This window comes from Bradyrhizobium sp. RDI18 (genome assembly GCF_043203335.1).
In the GTDB taxonomy this organism is placed as follows: domain Bacteria; phylum Pseudomonadota; class Alphaproteobacteria; order Rhizobiales; family Xanthobacteraceae; genus Bradyrhizobium; species Bradyrhizobium retamae.
Window position 1 is genome coordinate 4,015,524 of record NZ_JBICRN010000008.1, and the last position, 15,597, is coordinate 4,031,120.

Below are 15,597 nucleotides of genomic sequence, written 5' to 3' on the forward strand. Positions count from 1 at the left end.
TTGTCGAACGACAAACAGTTCGGCTTCTTCAAGCACCGTTCACAACCCGAACATGTTCATCGCCGGATCAGTCGTTATCCGCGAACGGTGCGCTCACCATGCAAGCCGCGCGATGTGGTGATCGTGCAGGGATTTCGAGGTCATTTTGCAGATCCTTGGCCACATGCAGACCGCATATTCGGCGCCTCCGCAGCATCCGGAAAGTTCCGTAAAAATATTTTGAACACATGCATTTGACTCGGTAGCCGCGTAAAATCGACATCCAGCCTCGAATCGATCCGAGACCTCATGCCCGTCCGCCAACTCCCCGAACAGGTCGTCAACCGCATCGCCGCCGGCGAAGTGGTCGAACGTCCCGCGAGCGTGGTGAAGGAGCTGGTCGAAAACGCCATCGACGCCGGCGCCAGCCGCGTCGACATTTTCACCGATGGCGGCGGCAGGCGGCGGATCGGCATCACCGACGACGGCAGCGGAATGACCCATAGCGATCTCACGCTCGCCGTCGACCGCCACGCCACCTCCAAGCTCGACGACGAGGATCTGTTACGCATTCGCACGCTGGGCTTTCGGGGCGAGGCCCTGCCCTCGATCGGCGCCGTGGCGAAGCTCGGTATCACCACGCGCCACGCCAGCGAGCCTCATGCCTGGTCGCTGTCGGTCGAAGGCGGCCTGAAATCGCAGATCATGCCGGCCGCGCTGTCGCAAGGCACCCGCGTCGAGGTCAGCGATCTCTTTTACGCAACGCCCGCCCGGCTGAAATTCCTCAAGACCGACCGCACCGAAGCCGAGGCGATCCGCGAAGTGGTGCGGCGCCTCGCGATGGCGCGGCCGGATATCGCTTTCACATTGGCCGGCGAGGAACGCGCGCCGGTGACCTGGGCCGCAGCGCTGCCGGGCGCGGCGGGCCGGTTGACGCGGCTCGGCGACATCTTGGGTCACGATTTCCGCTCTTGCGCGATCGAAGTGCACTCCGAGCGCGAAGGCGTCGTGGCCGAAGGCTTTGCCGCCGCCCCCTCGCTGACCCGCGCCAATGCGCTCGGGCAATATCTGTTCGTCAACGGCCGCCCGGTCCGCGACAAGCTCATCCTCGGCGCGGTGCGCGCGGCCTATTCCGACTATCTGCCGCGTGACCGGCATCCGGTCGTCGCGCTGTTCGTCACGCTGGCGCCGCAGGAGGTCGACGCCAACGTGCATCCGGCCAAGACCGAGGTGCGGTTTCGCAACGCCGGGCTCGTGCGCGCGCTGATCGTGCATGCGCTGAAGGAGGGCCTTGCTCGCGAGGGCAGGCGCACCGCTGCCAATACCGACGGTGCGGCGCTGTCGGCGTTTCGTCCGTCCTTTGCGCCGCGCCCGACCAACTGGGACTGGCGGAGTTCGCCGGCCTATCCGGTCAGGCCTTCGTTCGAAGGCGCGGCGGCAACGGCGCTCGCCGAAGCCGGGCAAGCCGCATTCGATGTCGGCGCGCCAACCGCCGACGTGCGCTTCGAGGCGCAGCCCTCCGCCGACCTGCTCGACCGTCCGCTCGGCGCGGCGCGGACGCAAATCCACGAGACCTATATCGTCTCGCAAACCCGCGACGGCCTGATTGTCGTGGATCAGCACGCCGCCCATGAGCGCATTGTCTACGAAAAGCTGAAGGCGTCGCTGGCGAAGAACGGCGTGCAGCGGCAGATTCTTCTGATCCCCGAGATCGTCGAACTCGATGAGGCGACCGTCGAGAAGCTGCTGGCGCGCGCCGAGGAACTCGCCTCCTTCGGCCTTGCGATCGAGATCCTTCGGCCCCGGCGCGGTGGCGGTGCGCGAGACGCCGTCACTGCTCGGCAAGACCAACGCCGCGGCGCTGTTGCGTGATCTCGCCGAGCACATGGCCGAATGGGACGAGGCGCTGCCCCTGGAGCGCCGCCTGATGCATGTCGCGGCCACCATGGCCTGCCACGGTTCGGTCCGCGCCGGGAGACGCCTCAAGCCGGAAGAGATGAACGCGCTTCTGCGCGAGATGGAAGACACGCCGAACTCCGGCCAGTGCAACCACGGCCGCCCGACCTACGTGGAGTTGAAGTTGAGCGATATCGAGAAGCTGTTTGGGCGGCGGTAGGAGTAGCGCTTCCGCACATTCAATGTCGTCGCCCGCGAAGGCGGGCGATCCAGTATTCCAGGGATACCAACAATAGAGCCGAGAAGCCGCGACGTACTGGATCGCCCGGTCAAGCCGGGCGACGACAGTTGTGGTTACGGAAGCAGCGCGTCATCTGCTCCGCAAAAACACGAACTCCGTATCGTCATACGCCCGCCGTTCGATCTCCTCGAAGCCCTCGGGCGCTGCGAACGCCGCATCCTTCGATTCCTCCACGACCAGCAGCGCCCCCGCCGTCAGCCAACCGCCATCGCGCAGCGAGGCCAGTGCCTTCTCCGCAAGCCCCTTGCCATAGGGCGGATCGAGGAACACCAGCGAGAACGGCTCGACCGGATGCGCCGGGCCGAGATTGGTGGCGTCGCGGCGATAGACTTTTGTCACGCCGCCCAGCCCCAGCGCCTCGACATTGTTGCGCAACAGCAGCGCGCGCTTCGGCGCCGTTGTCGACGAACAGCGTGAAGCTGGCTCCGCGCGACACCGCTTCGATGCCGAGCGCACCGGTGCCGGCGAACAGGTCAAGCACGCGCGCGCCTTCGATCGGGTCGTCGTAAGCGTGGATCAGGATGTTGAACACGGACTCGCGCAAGCGATCCGCCGTCGGGCGAATGTCCCGCGAGGAGGGCGAGGCGATATTACGGCCCTTCAATCGTCCGCCGACGACACGCATAGCCCAACTACTCGTCCCGCGGCTTCAGATCGCGCTTGCCGTGATAGCCGCGTCGCGGGCGGCGCGGCGGGCCGTAGCCGTTGGCCTCGTCCTCGTTGCGCGCGCGGGCTTCCTCGCTGCCGGTGCGCTGCACCAGCACGCGGCGGCCCTTGCGGTCGGCGATCAGCGCGCTCTTGCCCGCCGGCTTGAACGGCTTCTTGCCGCGCGCTGCGTCGTCCTCACTATCGGATTTCTCGCCCGGCATCGGCCGGTTGAAATCCGCGCCCGCGAGTGCAGCGATCTTCTCACCGAGCTGCTCGCGCAGCACACGGGTCTTGACCTCCTCGACCTGGCCCTCGGCCAGTTCGCCGAGCTGGAACGGTCCGTAGGAGACGCGGATCAGGCGGTTCACCTCGAGGCCGAGATGCGCCATGACGTTGCGGACCTCGCGGTTCTTGCCTTCGCGGATCGCGAACACCAGCCAGACGTTGGCGCCCTGGTCGCGCTCCAGCGTTGCATCGATCGAGCCGTACTTGACGCCGTCGACCTCGACGCCCTGCTTCAGTTCATCGAGCTGCGCCTGCGTGACCTCGCCGTGGGCGCGCACGCGATAACGCCTGAGCCAGCCGGTGTCGGGCAGTTCGAGCGCGCGTGCCAGGCCACCGTCATTGGTCAGCAGCAGCAGCCCCTCGGTGTTGAAATCGAGCCGGCCGACCGAGATGAGCCGCGGCAGGCCTTCCGGCAGGTTGTCGAACACGGTCGGCCGCCCTTCGGGATCGGCATGCGTGGTCATCAGCCCGCGCGGCTTGTGATACATGAACAGTCGCGTGCGCTCGCGCGGAGGCAACACCTTGCCATCGACGGCGATCACGTCATTGGCGGTGACGTCGAGCGCCGGCGAATTGATGACGCGGCCGTTGACGGTGACGCGGCCCTGCGTGATCCATTCCTCGGCATCGCGGCGCGAGGCCAGGCCTGCGCGGGCGACCACCTTGGCGATGCGCTCTCCGGCCTTCTTCGGCTTCGGCTCCGCGCGCGGCGCGCGCTTATCGAAATCGGTCGGGCGCTCGCGATACGCGCCACGGCCCCCGAAGGCAGGACGCTTTGCGAAGATCCTGCTGTCGTCTTCATTGTCGCGACGCGGACGGTCGTCGCGCGATTCGCTGCGCGGATGCTCCTGCCAATCGGTGCGGCCCTCCCCGGGTCGCCCTTGCGATCCCGGTGCTGGCGGGGACGGTCGAACTTCGGGCGATCATCGCGCGAACGCGAAAACCGCGGACGCTCGTCGCCGCCGCGATCATCGCGCGACCGGTCAAAGCGCGGCTTGTCGAAGCTGCGCCCGCCTTCGCGTGAGGGGCGGGCACCACGCCCTCCCCGATCATCGCGCTTCTGCCAGGGCTTCTCGTCACCCCGCTCGGGACGATCGCCAAAATCCTTGCGTGGACCGCGCGAAAATCGCTTCTCGCCATCGCGCGGCGGACGATCAGCATAGGGCCGATCACCACGCGGACGGTCGCCGTCTTTGCGGAAACCTTCTCCGCGTGGCGTGTAAGGCCGCTTGTCGCCAAATTTCCTGTCGGAGGAACGCCCGGCCGGACGCGCCTCGTCACGATCCCCAGGATCGCGCTTGCGATCCCTAGGGGCGCCCTCGCGATCCCTGCGCGGCGGGCGATCATCGCGATCATAGCTCGGCCGCTCGCCACGCGGCTTGAACGATCGCTTGTCGCCATCGCGATCCTCGCGCGCGCGAAAGTCCTTCCGCGGGCCACGGTCTGGACGGTCGCCACGGGGGCGGTCGTCCCGGCTGAAGCGCTGCGGCCGATCGCCAAAATCCCGGCGCGGCGGCCGATCATCGTCGCGGCGGAAGGAAGCACCTTCCCGCTTGCCGGCGTAAGGCTTCTTGCCGAACGATTTTGCCCCCTCGGATTTCGCGGCATAGGGACGCCGCTCACCGCCGCGCTCGTCGCCATCTCTGGCGCCAAAGCCGCGCTTGGCAAACTTCTTCTCAGGCCCCCGTGCCGCTCCCGAGCGGCCCTTGCCTCCGCCGGCGCGGCCCTGGCCGCCCCCGGGACGGTCCCGCCGGCCGCGGGAATCGTTGTTTTTGTCATTATCGCGGGGCATGAATGTTCTCTTGGGTCCGAATAAAATGGCCATCAGGCGGATCACGATGGGCTGTCATAGCGATAACGCGCGCGCACTTCGCTCAAGGCGCATTCTCACGCAAAACCGGCATCCACGTTTGCTGAAGGCGGCCCTCATAGCAGGTTTATTCCAATGATACGAGGCATGACTGCCCCTTCTTTCATGGATTTGGCGCTGAAAACGGCCGAAAACGCCGGAAAGGCCGGCGAAGTTCCGATCGGCTGCGTGATTGTGCGGGATTACGAGGTGATCGCCACCGCCGGCAACCGCACGCTGACCGACCGTGATCCGACCGCGCACGCCGAAATATTGGCGATCCGGCAGGCGGCCGAGGCCATCGGCACCGAGCGGCTGGTCGATTGCGACCTCTACGTCACGCTGGAGCCCTGCACGATGTGCGCCGGCGCGATTTCGTTTGCGCGGATCCGGCGGCTCTATTACGGCGCCGCCGATCCCAAGGGCGGCGCGGTGGATTCCGGCGTGCGCTTCTTCGCGCAGCCGACCTGCCATCACGTGCCGGAGGTTTACTCGGCGGTCGGTGAGACCGAGGCGGCAGCGCTGCTCAAGGAGTTCTTCAAGGTGAGACGGTAGGCCACCGCCGTCATTGCGAGCGAAGCGAAGCAATCCATCGCGCGGCATAACGGATAGATGGATTGCTTCGTCGCTCCGCTCCTCGCAATGACGTGGAGAGGTTCGCGTCAACTCACGCCGCCGTAAAAAACTCCCGCAACAATTTCGCCGTCACGTCCGGATTCTCTTCCGTCAAAAAATGCCCGGAATCCACCGGCGCCCCCTCCACGTTCGTCGCCCATTTCTTCCACGCATCGAGCGGCGTCGTTGCAGCGGGCGCGACGCCGGCATCGCCCCACAGCGCCAGCATTGGAATCGTGATCTTCTTTCCGGCGTCGACATCGGCCTTGTCGATTTCATAGTCGGCATAGGCACCGGCGCGGTAGTCCTCGCACATCGCATGCACGCGGGCGGGATCGCGGAATGGCGCGAGATAATGTTCCAGCGCGCGCGGATCGATCGCGTCGAGCGTCTTCGATTTGGTCTGGCTCGCCATCTTGTACTTGAGGAAAAATTCTCCGTTGTCGGCGATCAGCGTTTCCGGCAGCGGATAGGGCTGCGCCAGAAACGCCCAGTGATAGATCTCAGCGCCGAAAGCCGGTTCAACTTCTCCCAATAGTCATAGGTCGGTGCGATATCGAGCACCGCGAGCTTCGATAGCCGGCCGGGATGATCGAGCGCCAGCCGGTATGACACGCGGCCGCCGCGGTCGTGTCCGGCGAGCGCGAAATGCACATGGCCGAGTTGCTCCATCGCCTCCACCATCGCCTGCGCCATCGCGCGCTTGGTGTAGGGCGTATGGTTCTCATCGCTGCGGGGCATGTCCGACCAGCCATAACCGGGCAGGTCGGCGATGATCAGTGTGAACCTGTCGGCCAGTTGCGGCGCGACTTGGTGCCACATCACATGTGTCGACGAAAACCCGTGCAGCAGCAATAGCGGCGGTCCCTTGCCGCCGACACGGGCGAAAATGCGGCCCGACGAGGTGTTGATCCATTCGGCCGCGTATCCGGGAAACAGATCGGCAAGATCGGGCATGGGCACTCCTTCGTGGGCTGCAGCACTTGCTTCAAACTTTGTTTGCCGTTGCCGCTGGCAGACCGCAGGTTTATGCCATCCCTCAAGTCAGACCAAGAGCAACAAGACGCGAGGAAACCAGCGATGTCGATCGATTTCGAAATCCCGTCTGAGGCCAAGGCGATCCGCGAGAAGGTCCGCAAATGGGTGCAGGAGGAATGCATCCCCGCGGAGAAGGAACTCGACACCAAGCCGCTCGCTGAGGTGCTCGGCCCGCTCCGCGCCAAGGCCCGGGCGCGCGGCCTGTGGTGCCCGTGGGTGCCGAAGGAATATGGCGGCATGGGCCTCGGCCCGCTCGCCAACGCGCTGGTGCAGATGGAGCTCGGCGAGAGCATGCTGGGCGCACTGTCGATGAACACGCAGGGTCCCGACGACGCCTCGATGATGACGATCCTGGCCCACGGCACGGAATATCAGAAGGAGAAGTTCCTTAAACCCCTGCTCAACGGCGACAAGCGCATCTGCTTCTCGATGACGGAAAAGGCCGCCGGCGCCGACGCCACCGGCATGCAAACCACGGCAGTCAAGGACGGCAACGAGAACTACGTCCTGAACGGCGAGAAGTGGTTTTCCTCCTCCGCCAGCGTGGCCGACATGGCGCTGGTGATGGCCAAGACCGATCCGAACGCGCCACGGCACAAGCAGTATTCGACCTTCATCGTGGAGTTGCCGAATCCCGGCTACAAGATCAAGCGCAACGTCGCCAACATGGCGATCGAGGGGCCGCATGACGATGTGCTCCACGGCGGGCACTCCGAGATCGAGATCAGGGATCTGAAGGTGCCGGCCGACAACCTGCTCGGCGGTGAAGGCAATGGTTTCGCCATGGGCCAGCACCGCCTCGCCTACGGCCGGCTACGGCACGGCATGCACAACGTCGCCAAGGCGCAACGCGCGCTCGACATGGCAGTCGCCCATGTCACCAAGCGCTCGACCTTCGGCAAATTGCTCGCCGACCGGCAGGCGGTGCAGTTCATGCTCGCCGATTGCGCCAGCGAACTCTACATTGGCCGCCTGATGCTGCTGCACATCGCCTACAAGGCGGAAAAAGGCCTCGACATCCAGCAGGAGAACTCGATCGCAAAGATCTTCCATGCGCACATGGTGCACAAGGTGATCGACACCGCGATCCAGCTCCATGGCGCACTTGGCTTCAGCCAGGATACGCCGCTGGCGAAATGGTACACCCAGGTGCGCTCGCAGCGGCTGGTCGATGGTCCGGATGAAGTACACAAGTGGAAGATCGGCAAGAACGTCATCAAGGCGTTCCGCGAGCACGGCACCACGGCAAGCGCGGCGGGCGGGGATTTGTTGTAGCCATCGTCATTGCGAGCCACCCGGTCGGCGCAAAGCGCCGCCGGATGACAGGCTCCGCGAAGCAATCCACTTCTCCGCGCAGGGATAGATGGATTGCTTCGTCGCTTCGCTCCTCGCAATGACGGAAGCGGTCAGCCCCTCTCCGCCTCCACCGCCTGCCAGGCGATGTCACGACGGCAAAAACCATCCGGCCATTGGATGCGATCGACGGCCTGATAGGCACGCTCTCTCGCCTCAGTGACGGTCTTCCCTATCGCGCAGACGTTCAGCACGCGGCCGCCATTGGCGACAATGCCACCGTCCTTTGCCACCGTACCGGCATGGAAGATTTCGACGCCGTCGATCTTGGCCGCGTCATCGAGTCCATCGATGCGCGTGCCCTTCTTGTAGTCGCCGGGATAACCCTTCGCCGCCATCACCACCGTCAGAGCAGGCTCGGGATACCAACGCAGGTCGAAATGCTTCAGTTCTCCGTCACAGGCGGCCAGAAACGCCGGCACGATGTCCGACATCATTCGCAGCATCAGCACCTGGCACTCGGGGTCGCCAAAGCGGACGTTGTATTCGAACAGTTTTGGCCCCTGCTCGGTCAGCATTACGCCGGCGTAGAGCACGCCGCGAAACGGCATGCCGCGCTTCTTCATCCCCGCAACCGTCGGCAGGATGATCCGCGCCATGATCTGGTCGTGAATTTCAGGCGTCACGAACGGCGTCGGCGAATAGGCGCCCATGCCGCCGGTGTTCGGCCCCTCGTCGTGATCGAACACCCGCTTGTGGTCCTGCGCCGAAGCGAGCGGGATCGCGGTCTCGCCGTCGCACAGCGCGAAGAAGCTGATCTCGCGGCCGGCGAGGAATTCCTCGATCACGACTTCCGTTCCCGCCGCACCGAACGCACCGTCGAACATCATGGCGATGGCAGCTTCCGCCTCAGCCAAAGTCTTCGCTACCACGACGCCCTTGCCGGCGGCCAACCCATCGGCCTTGACCACGATCGGCGCGCCCTGCGTGCGCACATAGGCGAGAGCGTCGGCCGCATTGTCAAAACGACGATAGGCGCCAGTCGGAATATCGAATTCGCGGCACAGGTCCTTCGTAAATCCCTTGGAGCCCTCGAGTTGCGCCGCCTGCCTGCTTGGACCGAACGCCTTGATGCCGGCTTTCGCGAGATCGTCGACGATCCCGGCGGCAAGCGGCGTCTCCGGGCCGACCACGACGAGATCCACGGCGTTCGTTTTGCAGAACTCGATCACCGCGCCATGATTCGCCACGTCGAGCGCGACGCATTCAGCTTCGCGCGCGATGCCGGCATTGCCCGGCGCACACCACAATTTGGTCAGCAGCGGGGAAGCGGCGATCTTCCACGCCAGAGCGTGTTCGCGGCCGCCGGAACCGAGCAGGAGAATGTTCATTCGGAGTGCAGCCAAGTGGAGGGGTTGCCGGCCATTGCGCGACGGTTTAGCACGGCAGGAGCCCGCCGCAACAACGTGTCCATTCCCGTGTGGATATGTGCCCTGGCTCCCCCAACATGGCCTCGGCACCTTGCGGAAGCGCCGGAAAAGGCCGATTCTACGCCCTGATATGCCAGCAGATAACCTGATCAACGCGCCCGAATTCACCGTCTCGGAACTCTCCTCCGCGCTGAAGCGGACGGTCGAGGACCGCTTTGGCCATGTCCGCGTCCGCGGCGAAATCTCCGGTTTCCGCGGGCCGCATTCCTCGGGTCATTGCTATTTCGCGCTGAAGGACGAGAGCGCCAAGATCGAGGCGGTGATCTGGAAGTTCGCCCATGCCCGGATGCGCTTCAAGCCGCAGGAGGGGCTTGAGGTCATCGCCACCGGCAAGCTCACGACTTATCCAAACTCCTCGAAATATCAGATCGTCATCGACTCGCTGGAGCCTGCCGGCATCGGCGCGCTGATGGCGCTGATGGAGGAGCGCAAGCGGAAGCTGGCCGCCGAGGGCCTGTTCGACGAGGCGCGCAAGCAATTGCTGCCGTGGCTGCCGGAAGTGATCGGGGTCGTCACCTCGCCGACGGGCGCGGTTATCGAGACATCCTGCATCGGCTGCAGGACCGTTTTCCCCGCCGCGTGCTGGTATGGCCGGTGAAGGTGCAGGGCGACGGCTCGGCCGAGCAGGTTGCGGCGGCCATCCGCGGCTTCAACGCGCTACCCGAGACCGGACGAATCCCGCGGCCCGATCTCCTCATCGTCGCGCGCGGCGGCGGCTCGCTGGAGGATCTGTGGTCGTTCAACGAGGAGATCGTGGTTCGCGCTGCCGCCGACAGCACGATCCCGCTGATCTCGGCCGTTGGCCACGAGACCGATATCACGCTGATCGATTTCGCCGCCGACAAGCGCGCGCCGACGCCGACGGCGGCGGCCGAAATGGCCGTTCCCGTGCGCAGCGAATTGTTCGCCGAGGTGGAAAGCCTGGCGCGCCGCACCATGGTGTGCTGGCAGCGCGGCCAGGAGAGCCGCCGCAACGAATTGCGCGCCGCCGCCCGCGCGCTGCCGAGCTTGAGCGAACTGCTCGCGATCCCCAGGCAGCGGCTGGATCACCTCGGCGCCGCCCTGCCCCGCGCATTGAAGGCCAATACGCACGCCCATCACCGCCGCTTTTCGCATCTCAGCGCCGGCCTGACGCTAAAGGTGCTGCGCGGACAGGTCGCGCAGGCCAGCCATCGTCTTACGGTGTCGGGCGAGCGGATCAGGCTGTCCGCCCGCGCCCTGCTGCGCAACCGGCGCGACCGTTTTGCCGGGCTGGAGGTCAGGCTCAAGGCATCAAAACTCTCCAACGCCCAGGCCCAACGCAACGCCATCGCACGCGACCGCGAACGGACGCAACGGCTGGCCGAGCGCGCCCGCCGCGCGCTTGAGACCACGATGCAGCGGCTCGACGCCCGGGTCGCCCATAGCGGGCAGTTATTGTCGGCGCTGTCCTATCGCGGCGTGCTCGCACGCGGCTTTGCGCTGGTGCGCGACGAGCACGGCCACGCCGTCCATGCCGCCGCCGCGGTCGGGCCGAGCGCACGTCTCTCAGTCGAATTCGCCGACGGCCGCGTGGGCGTCACCGCGGATGCCGATCGCCCGGCCGCGACAACCACCACCACCGGTCCTGCCAAACCGGCTCCGCGCGAGACGAAGCCCGCCGCGCCGAAGCGCGTGCCAAAGCCGGTCGATCAGGGAAGCCTGTTTTAGCGCGCCAGCCACTCCGTGACGCGCTGTTGCGCATCCTTGCGCGCATCCGCATCAGTGCCGATATGGCCGTGTTCGGGCAATGCCGCGTCGGCGCCCGCGATCGCCCTCAGCGGAAGGTTGGCGCGGTCGAAATCGTGAGCCGCCCCGGGATAGACCACGATTCGCGCCAGCGCGCTGCGGCCGCGGGCACCCTCCACCATCTGGCGGCAAGCCTGTGGCGAACTGATGTCGTCCTTCGCGCCAATCAACAGCAGCGTCGGCACCCGCGTGCTCCAGCCGAGGCCGGAGGAGATCCGGCAGTCCGGATAGAACGCGATGGCCGAGCGGAAATCCGGGTCAGTCCCGCGCGAAGATGATTGCGGGCGTACCGCCCACAGCACCGCGCTGGCGCCGTTGGCCCATCCAATCAGGCTGATGCGGTCACGCGCGACCCAGGGCTGCTGCAACAGCCATTGCCGCGACGCGTTGACATCGGCCACCCGCTCGCGGCGGGCAAGCACGCGGCGCTCGTTGACGCGGCATTGCGGGTCGAGCTCGCGCGAACCGTAACTGTCCGGCAACAGCACGGCATGGCCGGACTTCAGGAGCTGTTCCGCCCAGTCACGGTAGCGCGGCAGCACCGGCTCGGATTGCCCGCTCAATCCACCGCAGCCATGCAGCGCTATAACCGTGGGAAATGGGCCGTCACCATCAGGCTTATAGAGCTGCGCGTGCAGGGTCAGTCCGGTCGCCGGGATATCGACCTGGCGCGGGGCCGGCAACGGCGCGGCGCCGGCCGTGCAGGCCGCAGCAAGGAGCGTCAGGAATAGCGTTGCTGACAACAGGCGCATCGGTCTCCGTCGGATCGGTATGACGCTGCGGGCGCGATGAAATTCACGCTATCATGCAGGGGACGCAAAATCATCACAAGTAGGTCAGTTTGCGGGGCGGACAGTACGACCTATTTATGATAGATCGAATCCGGGAAATACACTTAAGGCCAGCCTGCGGGCCGGCCCATCGGAGAGTTTGACGGTGCTCAATAAGTTCGGCCCCTCGGGCCATGGCGAAGCGCAGGTGCAATATCTGGACGGCGATTTCCGTGTGATCTCGCCCGGAACCTATGTGCGCTGCGCCGTCACCGACGTGCGGATTCCGCTCGACGAATTGAAGTACTGGAGCGTCGATCTGCAGGAGGCCTATTCGGTTCCGGGCGCCGTGCTGCAGCGGCACTTTCCCGGCGCGCTGAAGACGCAGGGCTAAGATCGCTTCTCGCGCGCCTTGAATAGCCGGTCGGCGACGAATTTTCGCAGGCGCGCAGGATCGTCGAACTCCAGCGTTACCGCGAACGGCACGATGTGCTGCCGATCGCGCAGCCGCGCCAGATCCTTTTCCGTCGTCACCAATGTCAGCCCGTCGCGCTCGGCCTCGGTAACCAAGCCTTCGATCTCAGTCTGCGAATACGGATGATGATCGGCGAAGGCCTGCTGCCTGACGACATTGATGCCGCTTGAGCGCAGCGTGTTGAAGAATCGCACGGGATCGCCGATGCCGGCAAATGCCAGCACGCGCTTGCCCCGAAGCGCGGCGACCGGCGCGTCATCCGGCTTCAGATGCGCGCGCAGTACCGGCTTGCCCTGTGCGGCAATCTCGGCGGCCACCGGCTCGGCAGCGCTGCCGTTGCCGACAATGATCAGCGCGTCGGTGCGCGCCAGTTGCGGCCGCAGCGGCGCGCGCAGCGGGCCGGCGGGAAACACCTGCCCGTTGCCAAGTCCGCGTTCGCTGTCGATCACGATCAGGGAGGCGTCCTTGACAATCGACGGATTCTGGAAACCGTCGTCCATCAGGATCACGGTCGCGCCTTGCGAGCGCGCCAGCGGCACGCCCTCGGCGCGTTTGCGCGACACCACGACCGGCAGATGGCCTGCCAGCATCAGCGGTTCGTCGCCGACATCGGCCGCCGCATGCCGCTCAGGATCGACCCGGACCGGCCCGCGCAATTCGCCACCATAGCCGCGGCTCAGCACGACCGGCGTCTCGCCGAGGCCGCGCATGAGCTTCGCCAGCGCCAGCACGGTCGGCGTCTTGCCGGCGCCGCCGACGTTGTAATTGCCGACGCAGAGCACTGGAATGCCGGCATTCAATCCCTTGCGCTGCAGGCGCTGTGCGGCGATGGCGCCATAGAGCGCGGCGAGCGGTTTCAACAGATGCGAGTTGAGCGAGGACGGGCCGTGCCAGAAGCCCGGCTCACGCATTGCCGGTTCCCATCTCGATCCGCAACTGCAGCAGATACGGCTCGAGCGCAGAGAGCGTTCGCTCCAGCGCGCCGCCGAGCTGACCGACCACGCGCTCGGATGCGGTGAGCACGGCTTCGCGCGCCCTGGGATCGGCGAGCATCTGCCCGAACTGCTTGACCAGCGCTTCCTGCGTATCGGCCCGCCGCGCACCGCCGGCTGAATCGAGGGCTTCATAGACGTCGGTGAAGTTGAAGACGTGAGGGCCGTGGACGATCGAGGCGCCGAGCTTGATCGCCTCGATCGGATTCTGCCCGCCATGCTCGACCAGCGATCCGCCCATGAACACGATCGGCGCAAGCCTGTAGAACAGTCCCAGTTCGCCCATGGTGTCGGCGACATAGATGTCGGTCGTGGCGGTAGGTAAGTCCTCATGCGAGCGCAAAGTCGGATTGAGGCCGGAAGCTGCGATCATGCGCGCGATGGCCTCGCCGCGATCGGGGTGCCGCGGCACGATCACCGTCAGCAGCCCCGGGAAGAATCCGGCGAGCGTCCGGTGGGTTGCCGTCACGATTTCTTCTTCGCCCGGATGCGTGGAGGCCGCGACCACCACCGGGCGGCCGCGCGTCATCGACATCAGCATATCCAGCTTGTCGGCGTCGGCCGGCGGCGCGGGAACGTCGAGCTTGAGATTTCCCGTGACCATGACGTTGCGGCTGCCCAGCGCGGCAAACCGATCCGCATCGGTCTGCGACTGCGCCAGGCAGATGTCGAACTTGTCGAGCAGCGCCGAAATGGTGCCGGCAACCCGGCGCCAGCGCGGAAACGAGCGCTGCGACATCCGTCCATTGATCAGCACCATCGGCAGCCGCCGCGCGGCACTCGACAGGATCAGGTTCGGCCACAGATCGGACTCGATGAACAGCGCCAGCGACGGACGCCAATGATCGAGGAATCGCGCGACGTAGCGCGGCGAGTCGTAGGGGACATATTGATGGATGACGTCAGGGGGAACCGCTTGGCGACGATCGCAGCCGAAGTCACCGTGCCCGACGTCAGGAGGATGCGCAGGTCCAAGGCCCGCAGCCGCTCGATCAGCGCAGCCGCCGCCAGCACTTCGCCGACGCTGGCGCCGTGAATCCACACCAGAGGCCCTGCGGGGCGAACATCGGCGCTCATGCCGCGGCGTTCGCCGACCCGCGCCGGGTCTTCCTTGCCGAGCTTCAAGCGCCGGTTGATGACGGCAGGCGACAACGGAACCATCACGGAGGACAGTTTCCGGTAGACGCGCAACGTCATCGGCAGTGGATCAGCCAAGAGCTGCCTCCGGACGCCCGACAGCCGCGTAGGCGCGTCGAGTCGCTTCGTTCAGCAAAGCTTCTACCTGAAGGCGCAGCTTTTCCATAGTCTCGGAGTCGGCGTCCGGCGGCACGTATATATGTTCAATGCCTACCACGGCACCGCGCCCGAATGGCAAATTGATGGTGGTGGAGTCCCAGTTTTTCAACCGGATGAACCGGCTGGTCACCATCGCAAAGGGCATGATCGGCCGGCCAGACTCCCGCGCCAGCATGATAATGCCAAGCCCGACCACCCGCGCGCGCTTCGGCACGTCGGCGGTGGTAGCGACGTTCCATTTGTCTTCCAGCGCCTGCAGCATCTCGCGGAACGCGCCGACGCCGCCCTTGCGGTGGAAGGCGCCACTGTGATCGCCGGAGCCCCTGATGGTTCCGATGCCGAGCCGCTCGGCGGCGATGGCGTTGAACTCGCCGTCGCGGTGTCGCGAGATCAGGACCTTGGCGCGGTGGCTCTCCTTGGTCTTGATGAACGGCGTCATGAAATGCTGGCCGTGCCAGAACGCGAAGATCGCCGGCATCTCCGGCTCGACGATGTCGTAGATGTTGGCGGGGTCGTAGCTGAAGCGGTTGGTCAGCCAAACCAGCCGCAAATATTCGGCCGCAAGCACACCCAGCGCGCGCTGAACCCAGGTGCTGCGCAGCAAATCGCGAAGGAGGCGTTTCAACTGGAGGACTTCGTTTCTTGACCTGGGTCGAGCAGCCGGTGGAGGTGAACCACGAAGTAGCGCATGTGGGCGTTGTCCACGGTCTGCTGCGCCTTCGCCTTCCAGGCCGCGTAAGCGGATGCGTAATTGGGGTAGACGCCGACGATGTCGACCTGGTCGAGGTCCTTGAACGTGACGTGTTCGAGATCGGTCAACTCGCCGCCGATGACGAGGTGCAGCAATTGCTGCGGGGCACTATCTGGCATGATGGTCTTTCCTAACGAGGTGCCCGGCGAGCA

At 65.5% G+C, this 15,597-nt stretch carries 8 protein-coding genes and 6 pseudogenes; 5 read left to right on the plus strand and 9 right to left on the minus strand.

Going from position 1 to position 15,597, the window contains the following annotated elements; all coding sequences use genetic code 11:
- The first annotated feature begins 288 nt into the window (after positions 1-288).
- Positions 289-2,095, plus strand: a pseudogene (gene mutL, locus ACFXS9_RS28460) (DNA mismatch repair endonuclease MutL).
- A 150-nt stretch (positions 2,096-2,245) separates the two neighbouring features.
- On the opposite strand, the pseudogene rsmD reads toward mutL, so the two are convergent.
- A pseudogene (gene rsmD / locus ACFXS9_RS28465) lies at positions 2,246-2,801 on the minus strand (16S rRNA (guanine(966)-N(2))-methyltransferase RsmD).
- A gap of 7 nt (positions 2,802-2,808) precedes the next feature.
- Positions 2,809-4,901: pseudogene (locus ACFXS9_RS28470) on the minus strand (pseudouridine synthase).
- Positions 4,902-5,054: 153 nt separating this feature from the next.
- Between ACFXS9_RS28470 and ACFXS9_RS28475 the strand changes: the two are divergent.
- Positions 5,055-5,513, plus strand: coding sequence for a nucleoside deaminase (locus ACFXS9_RS28475; RefSeq protein ID WP_247509412.1), 459 nt, complete (start codon positions 5,055-5,057; stop codon positions 5,511-5,513).
- A gap of 112 nt (positions 5,514-5,625) precedes the next feature.
- Here ACFXS9_RS28475 and ACFXS9_RS28480 read toward each other — a convergent pair.
- Positions 5,626-6,530 (minus strand): annotated as a pseudogene (locus ACFXS9_RS28480) (alpha/beta fold hydrolase).
- 123 nt (positions 6,531-6,653) lie between these two features.
- On the opposite strand from ACFXS9_RS28480, the gene ACFXS9_RS28485 reads away from it, so the two are divergent.
- Complete coding sequence (locus ACFXS9_RS28485) at positions 6,654-7,886, plus strand: acyl-CoA dehydrogenase family protein (RefSeq protein ID WP_392694535.1); 1,233 nt, start codon at positions 6,654-6,656, stop codon at positions 7,884-7,886.
- Between the two features lie 131 nt (positions 7,887-8,017).
- Here ACFXS9_RS28485 and purD read toward each other — a convergent pair whose 3' ends face one another.
- Positions 8,018-9,295: a phosphoribosylamine--glycine ligase gene (gene purD, locus ACFXS9_RS28490; protein ID WP_392694537.1), complete on the minus strand. Its 1,278-nt coding sequence runs from the start codon at positions 9,293-9,295 to the stop codon at positions 8,018-8,020.
- Between the two features lie 169 nt (positions 9,296-9,464).
- Here purD and xseA point away from each other — a divergent pair.
- Positions 9,465-11,083, plus strand: a pseudogene (gene xseA, locus ACFXS9_RS28495) (exodeoxyribonuclease VII large subunit).
- On the opposite strand, the gene ACFXS9_RS28500 reads toward xseA, so the two are convergent.
- A complete protein-coding gene (locus tag ACFXS9_RS28500; RefSeq protein WP_392694540.1) occupies positions 11,080-11,913 on the minus strand; it encodes a dienelactone hydrolase family protein in 834 nt (277 codons plus the stop codon). The pseudogene xseA and the gene ACFXS9_RS28500 sit on opposite strands and share 4 nt — an antisense overlap.
- Before the next feature lie 184 nt (positions 11,914-12,097).
- On the opposite strand from ACFXS9_RS28500, the gene ACFXS9_RS28505 reads away from it, so the two are divergent.
- Positions 12,098-12,325, plus strand: coding sequence for a DUF2093 domain-containing protein (locus ACFXS9_RS28505; protein WP_057842324.1), 228 nt, complete (start codon positions 12,098-12,100; stop codon positions 12,323-12,325).
- On the opposite strand, the gene lpxK is transcribed toward ACFXS9_RS28505, so the two are convergent.
- From lpxK to ACFXS9_RS28525, 4 genes and pseudogenes are all read right to left on the minus strand, one after another.
- Positions 12,322-13,317, minus strand: a complete 996-nt coding sequence (gene lpxK / locus ACFXS9_RS28510; protein ID WP_392694543.1) for a tetraacyldisaccharide 4'-kinase — start codon at positions 13,315-13,317, stop codon at positions 12,322-12,324. The genes ACFXS9_RS28505 and lpxK overlap by 4 nt on opposite strands.
- Positions 13,310-14,595: pseudogene (locus ACFXS9_RS28515) on the minus strand (3-deoxy-D-manno-octulosonic acid transferase). Before ACFXS9_RS28515 ends, lpxK begins: the two are co-directional and overlap by 8 nt.
- A gap of 10 nt (positions 14,596-14,605) precedes the next feature.
- A complete protein-coding gene (locus ACFXS9_RS28520; protein ID WP_065743587.1) occupies positions 14,606-15,319 on the minus strand; it encodes a lysophospholipid acyltransferase family protein in 714 nt (237 codons plus the stop codon).
- Positions 15,316-15,564: a DUF4170 domain-containing protein gene (locus ACFXS9_RS28525; protein WP_392694547.1), complete on the minus strand. Its 249-nt coding sequence runs from the start codon at positions 15,562-15,564 to the stop codon at positions 15,316-15,318. The genes ACFXS9_RS28520 and ACFXS9_RS28525 overlap by 4 nt, the downstream gene beginning before the upstream one ends.
- Positions 15,565-15,597: the final 33 nt, after the last annotated feature.

Coding starts and splice junctions, on each gene's coding strand:
- ACFXS9_RS28475 (WP_247509412.1), top strand. CDS start 5,055: ATGATACGAGGCATGACTGCCCCTTCTTTCATGGATTTGGCGCTGAAA.
- ACFXS9_RS28485 (WP_392694535.1), top strand. CDS start 6,654: ATGTCGATCGATTTCGAAATCCCGTCTGAGGCCAAGGCGATCCGCGAG.
- purD (WP_392694537.1), bottom strand. CDS start 9,295: ATGAACATTCTCCTGCTCGGTTCCGGCGGCCGCGAACACGCTCTGGCG.
- ACFXS9_RS28500 (WP_392694540.1), bottom strand. CDS start 11,913: ATGCGCCTGTTGTCAGCAACGCTATTCCTGACGCTCCTTGCTGCGGCC.
- lpxK (WP_392694543.1), bottom strand. CDS start 13,317: ATGCGTGAGCCGGGCTTCTGGCACGGCCCGTCCTCGCTCAACTCGCAT.
- ACFXS9_RS28525 (WP_392694547.1), bottom strand. CDS start 15,564: ATGCCAGATAGTGCCCCGCAGCAATTGCTGCACCTCGTCATCGGCGGC.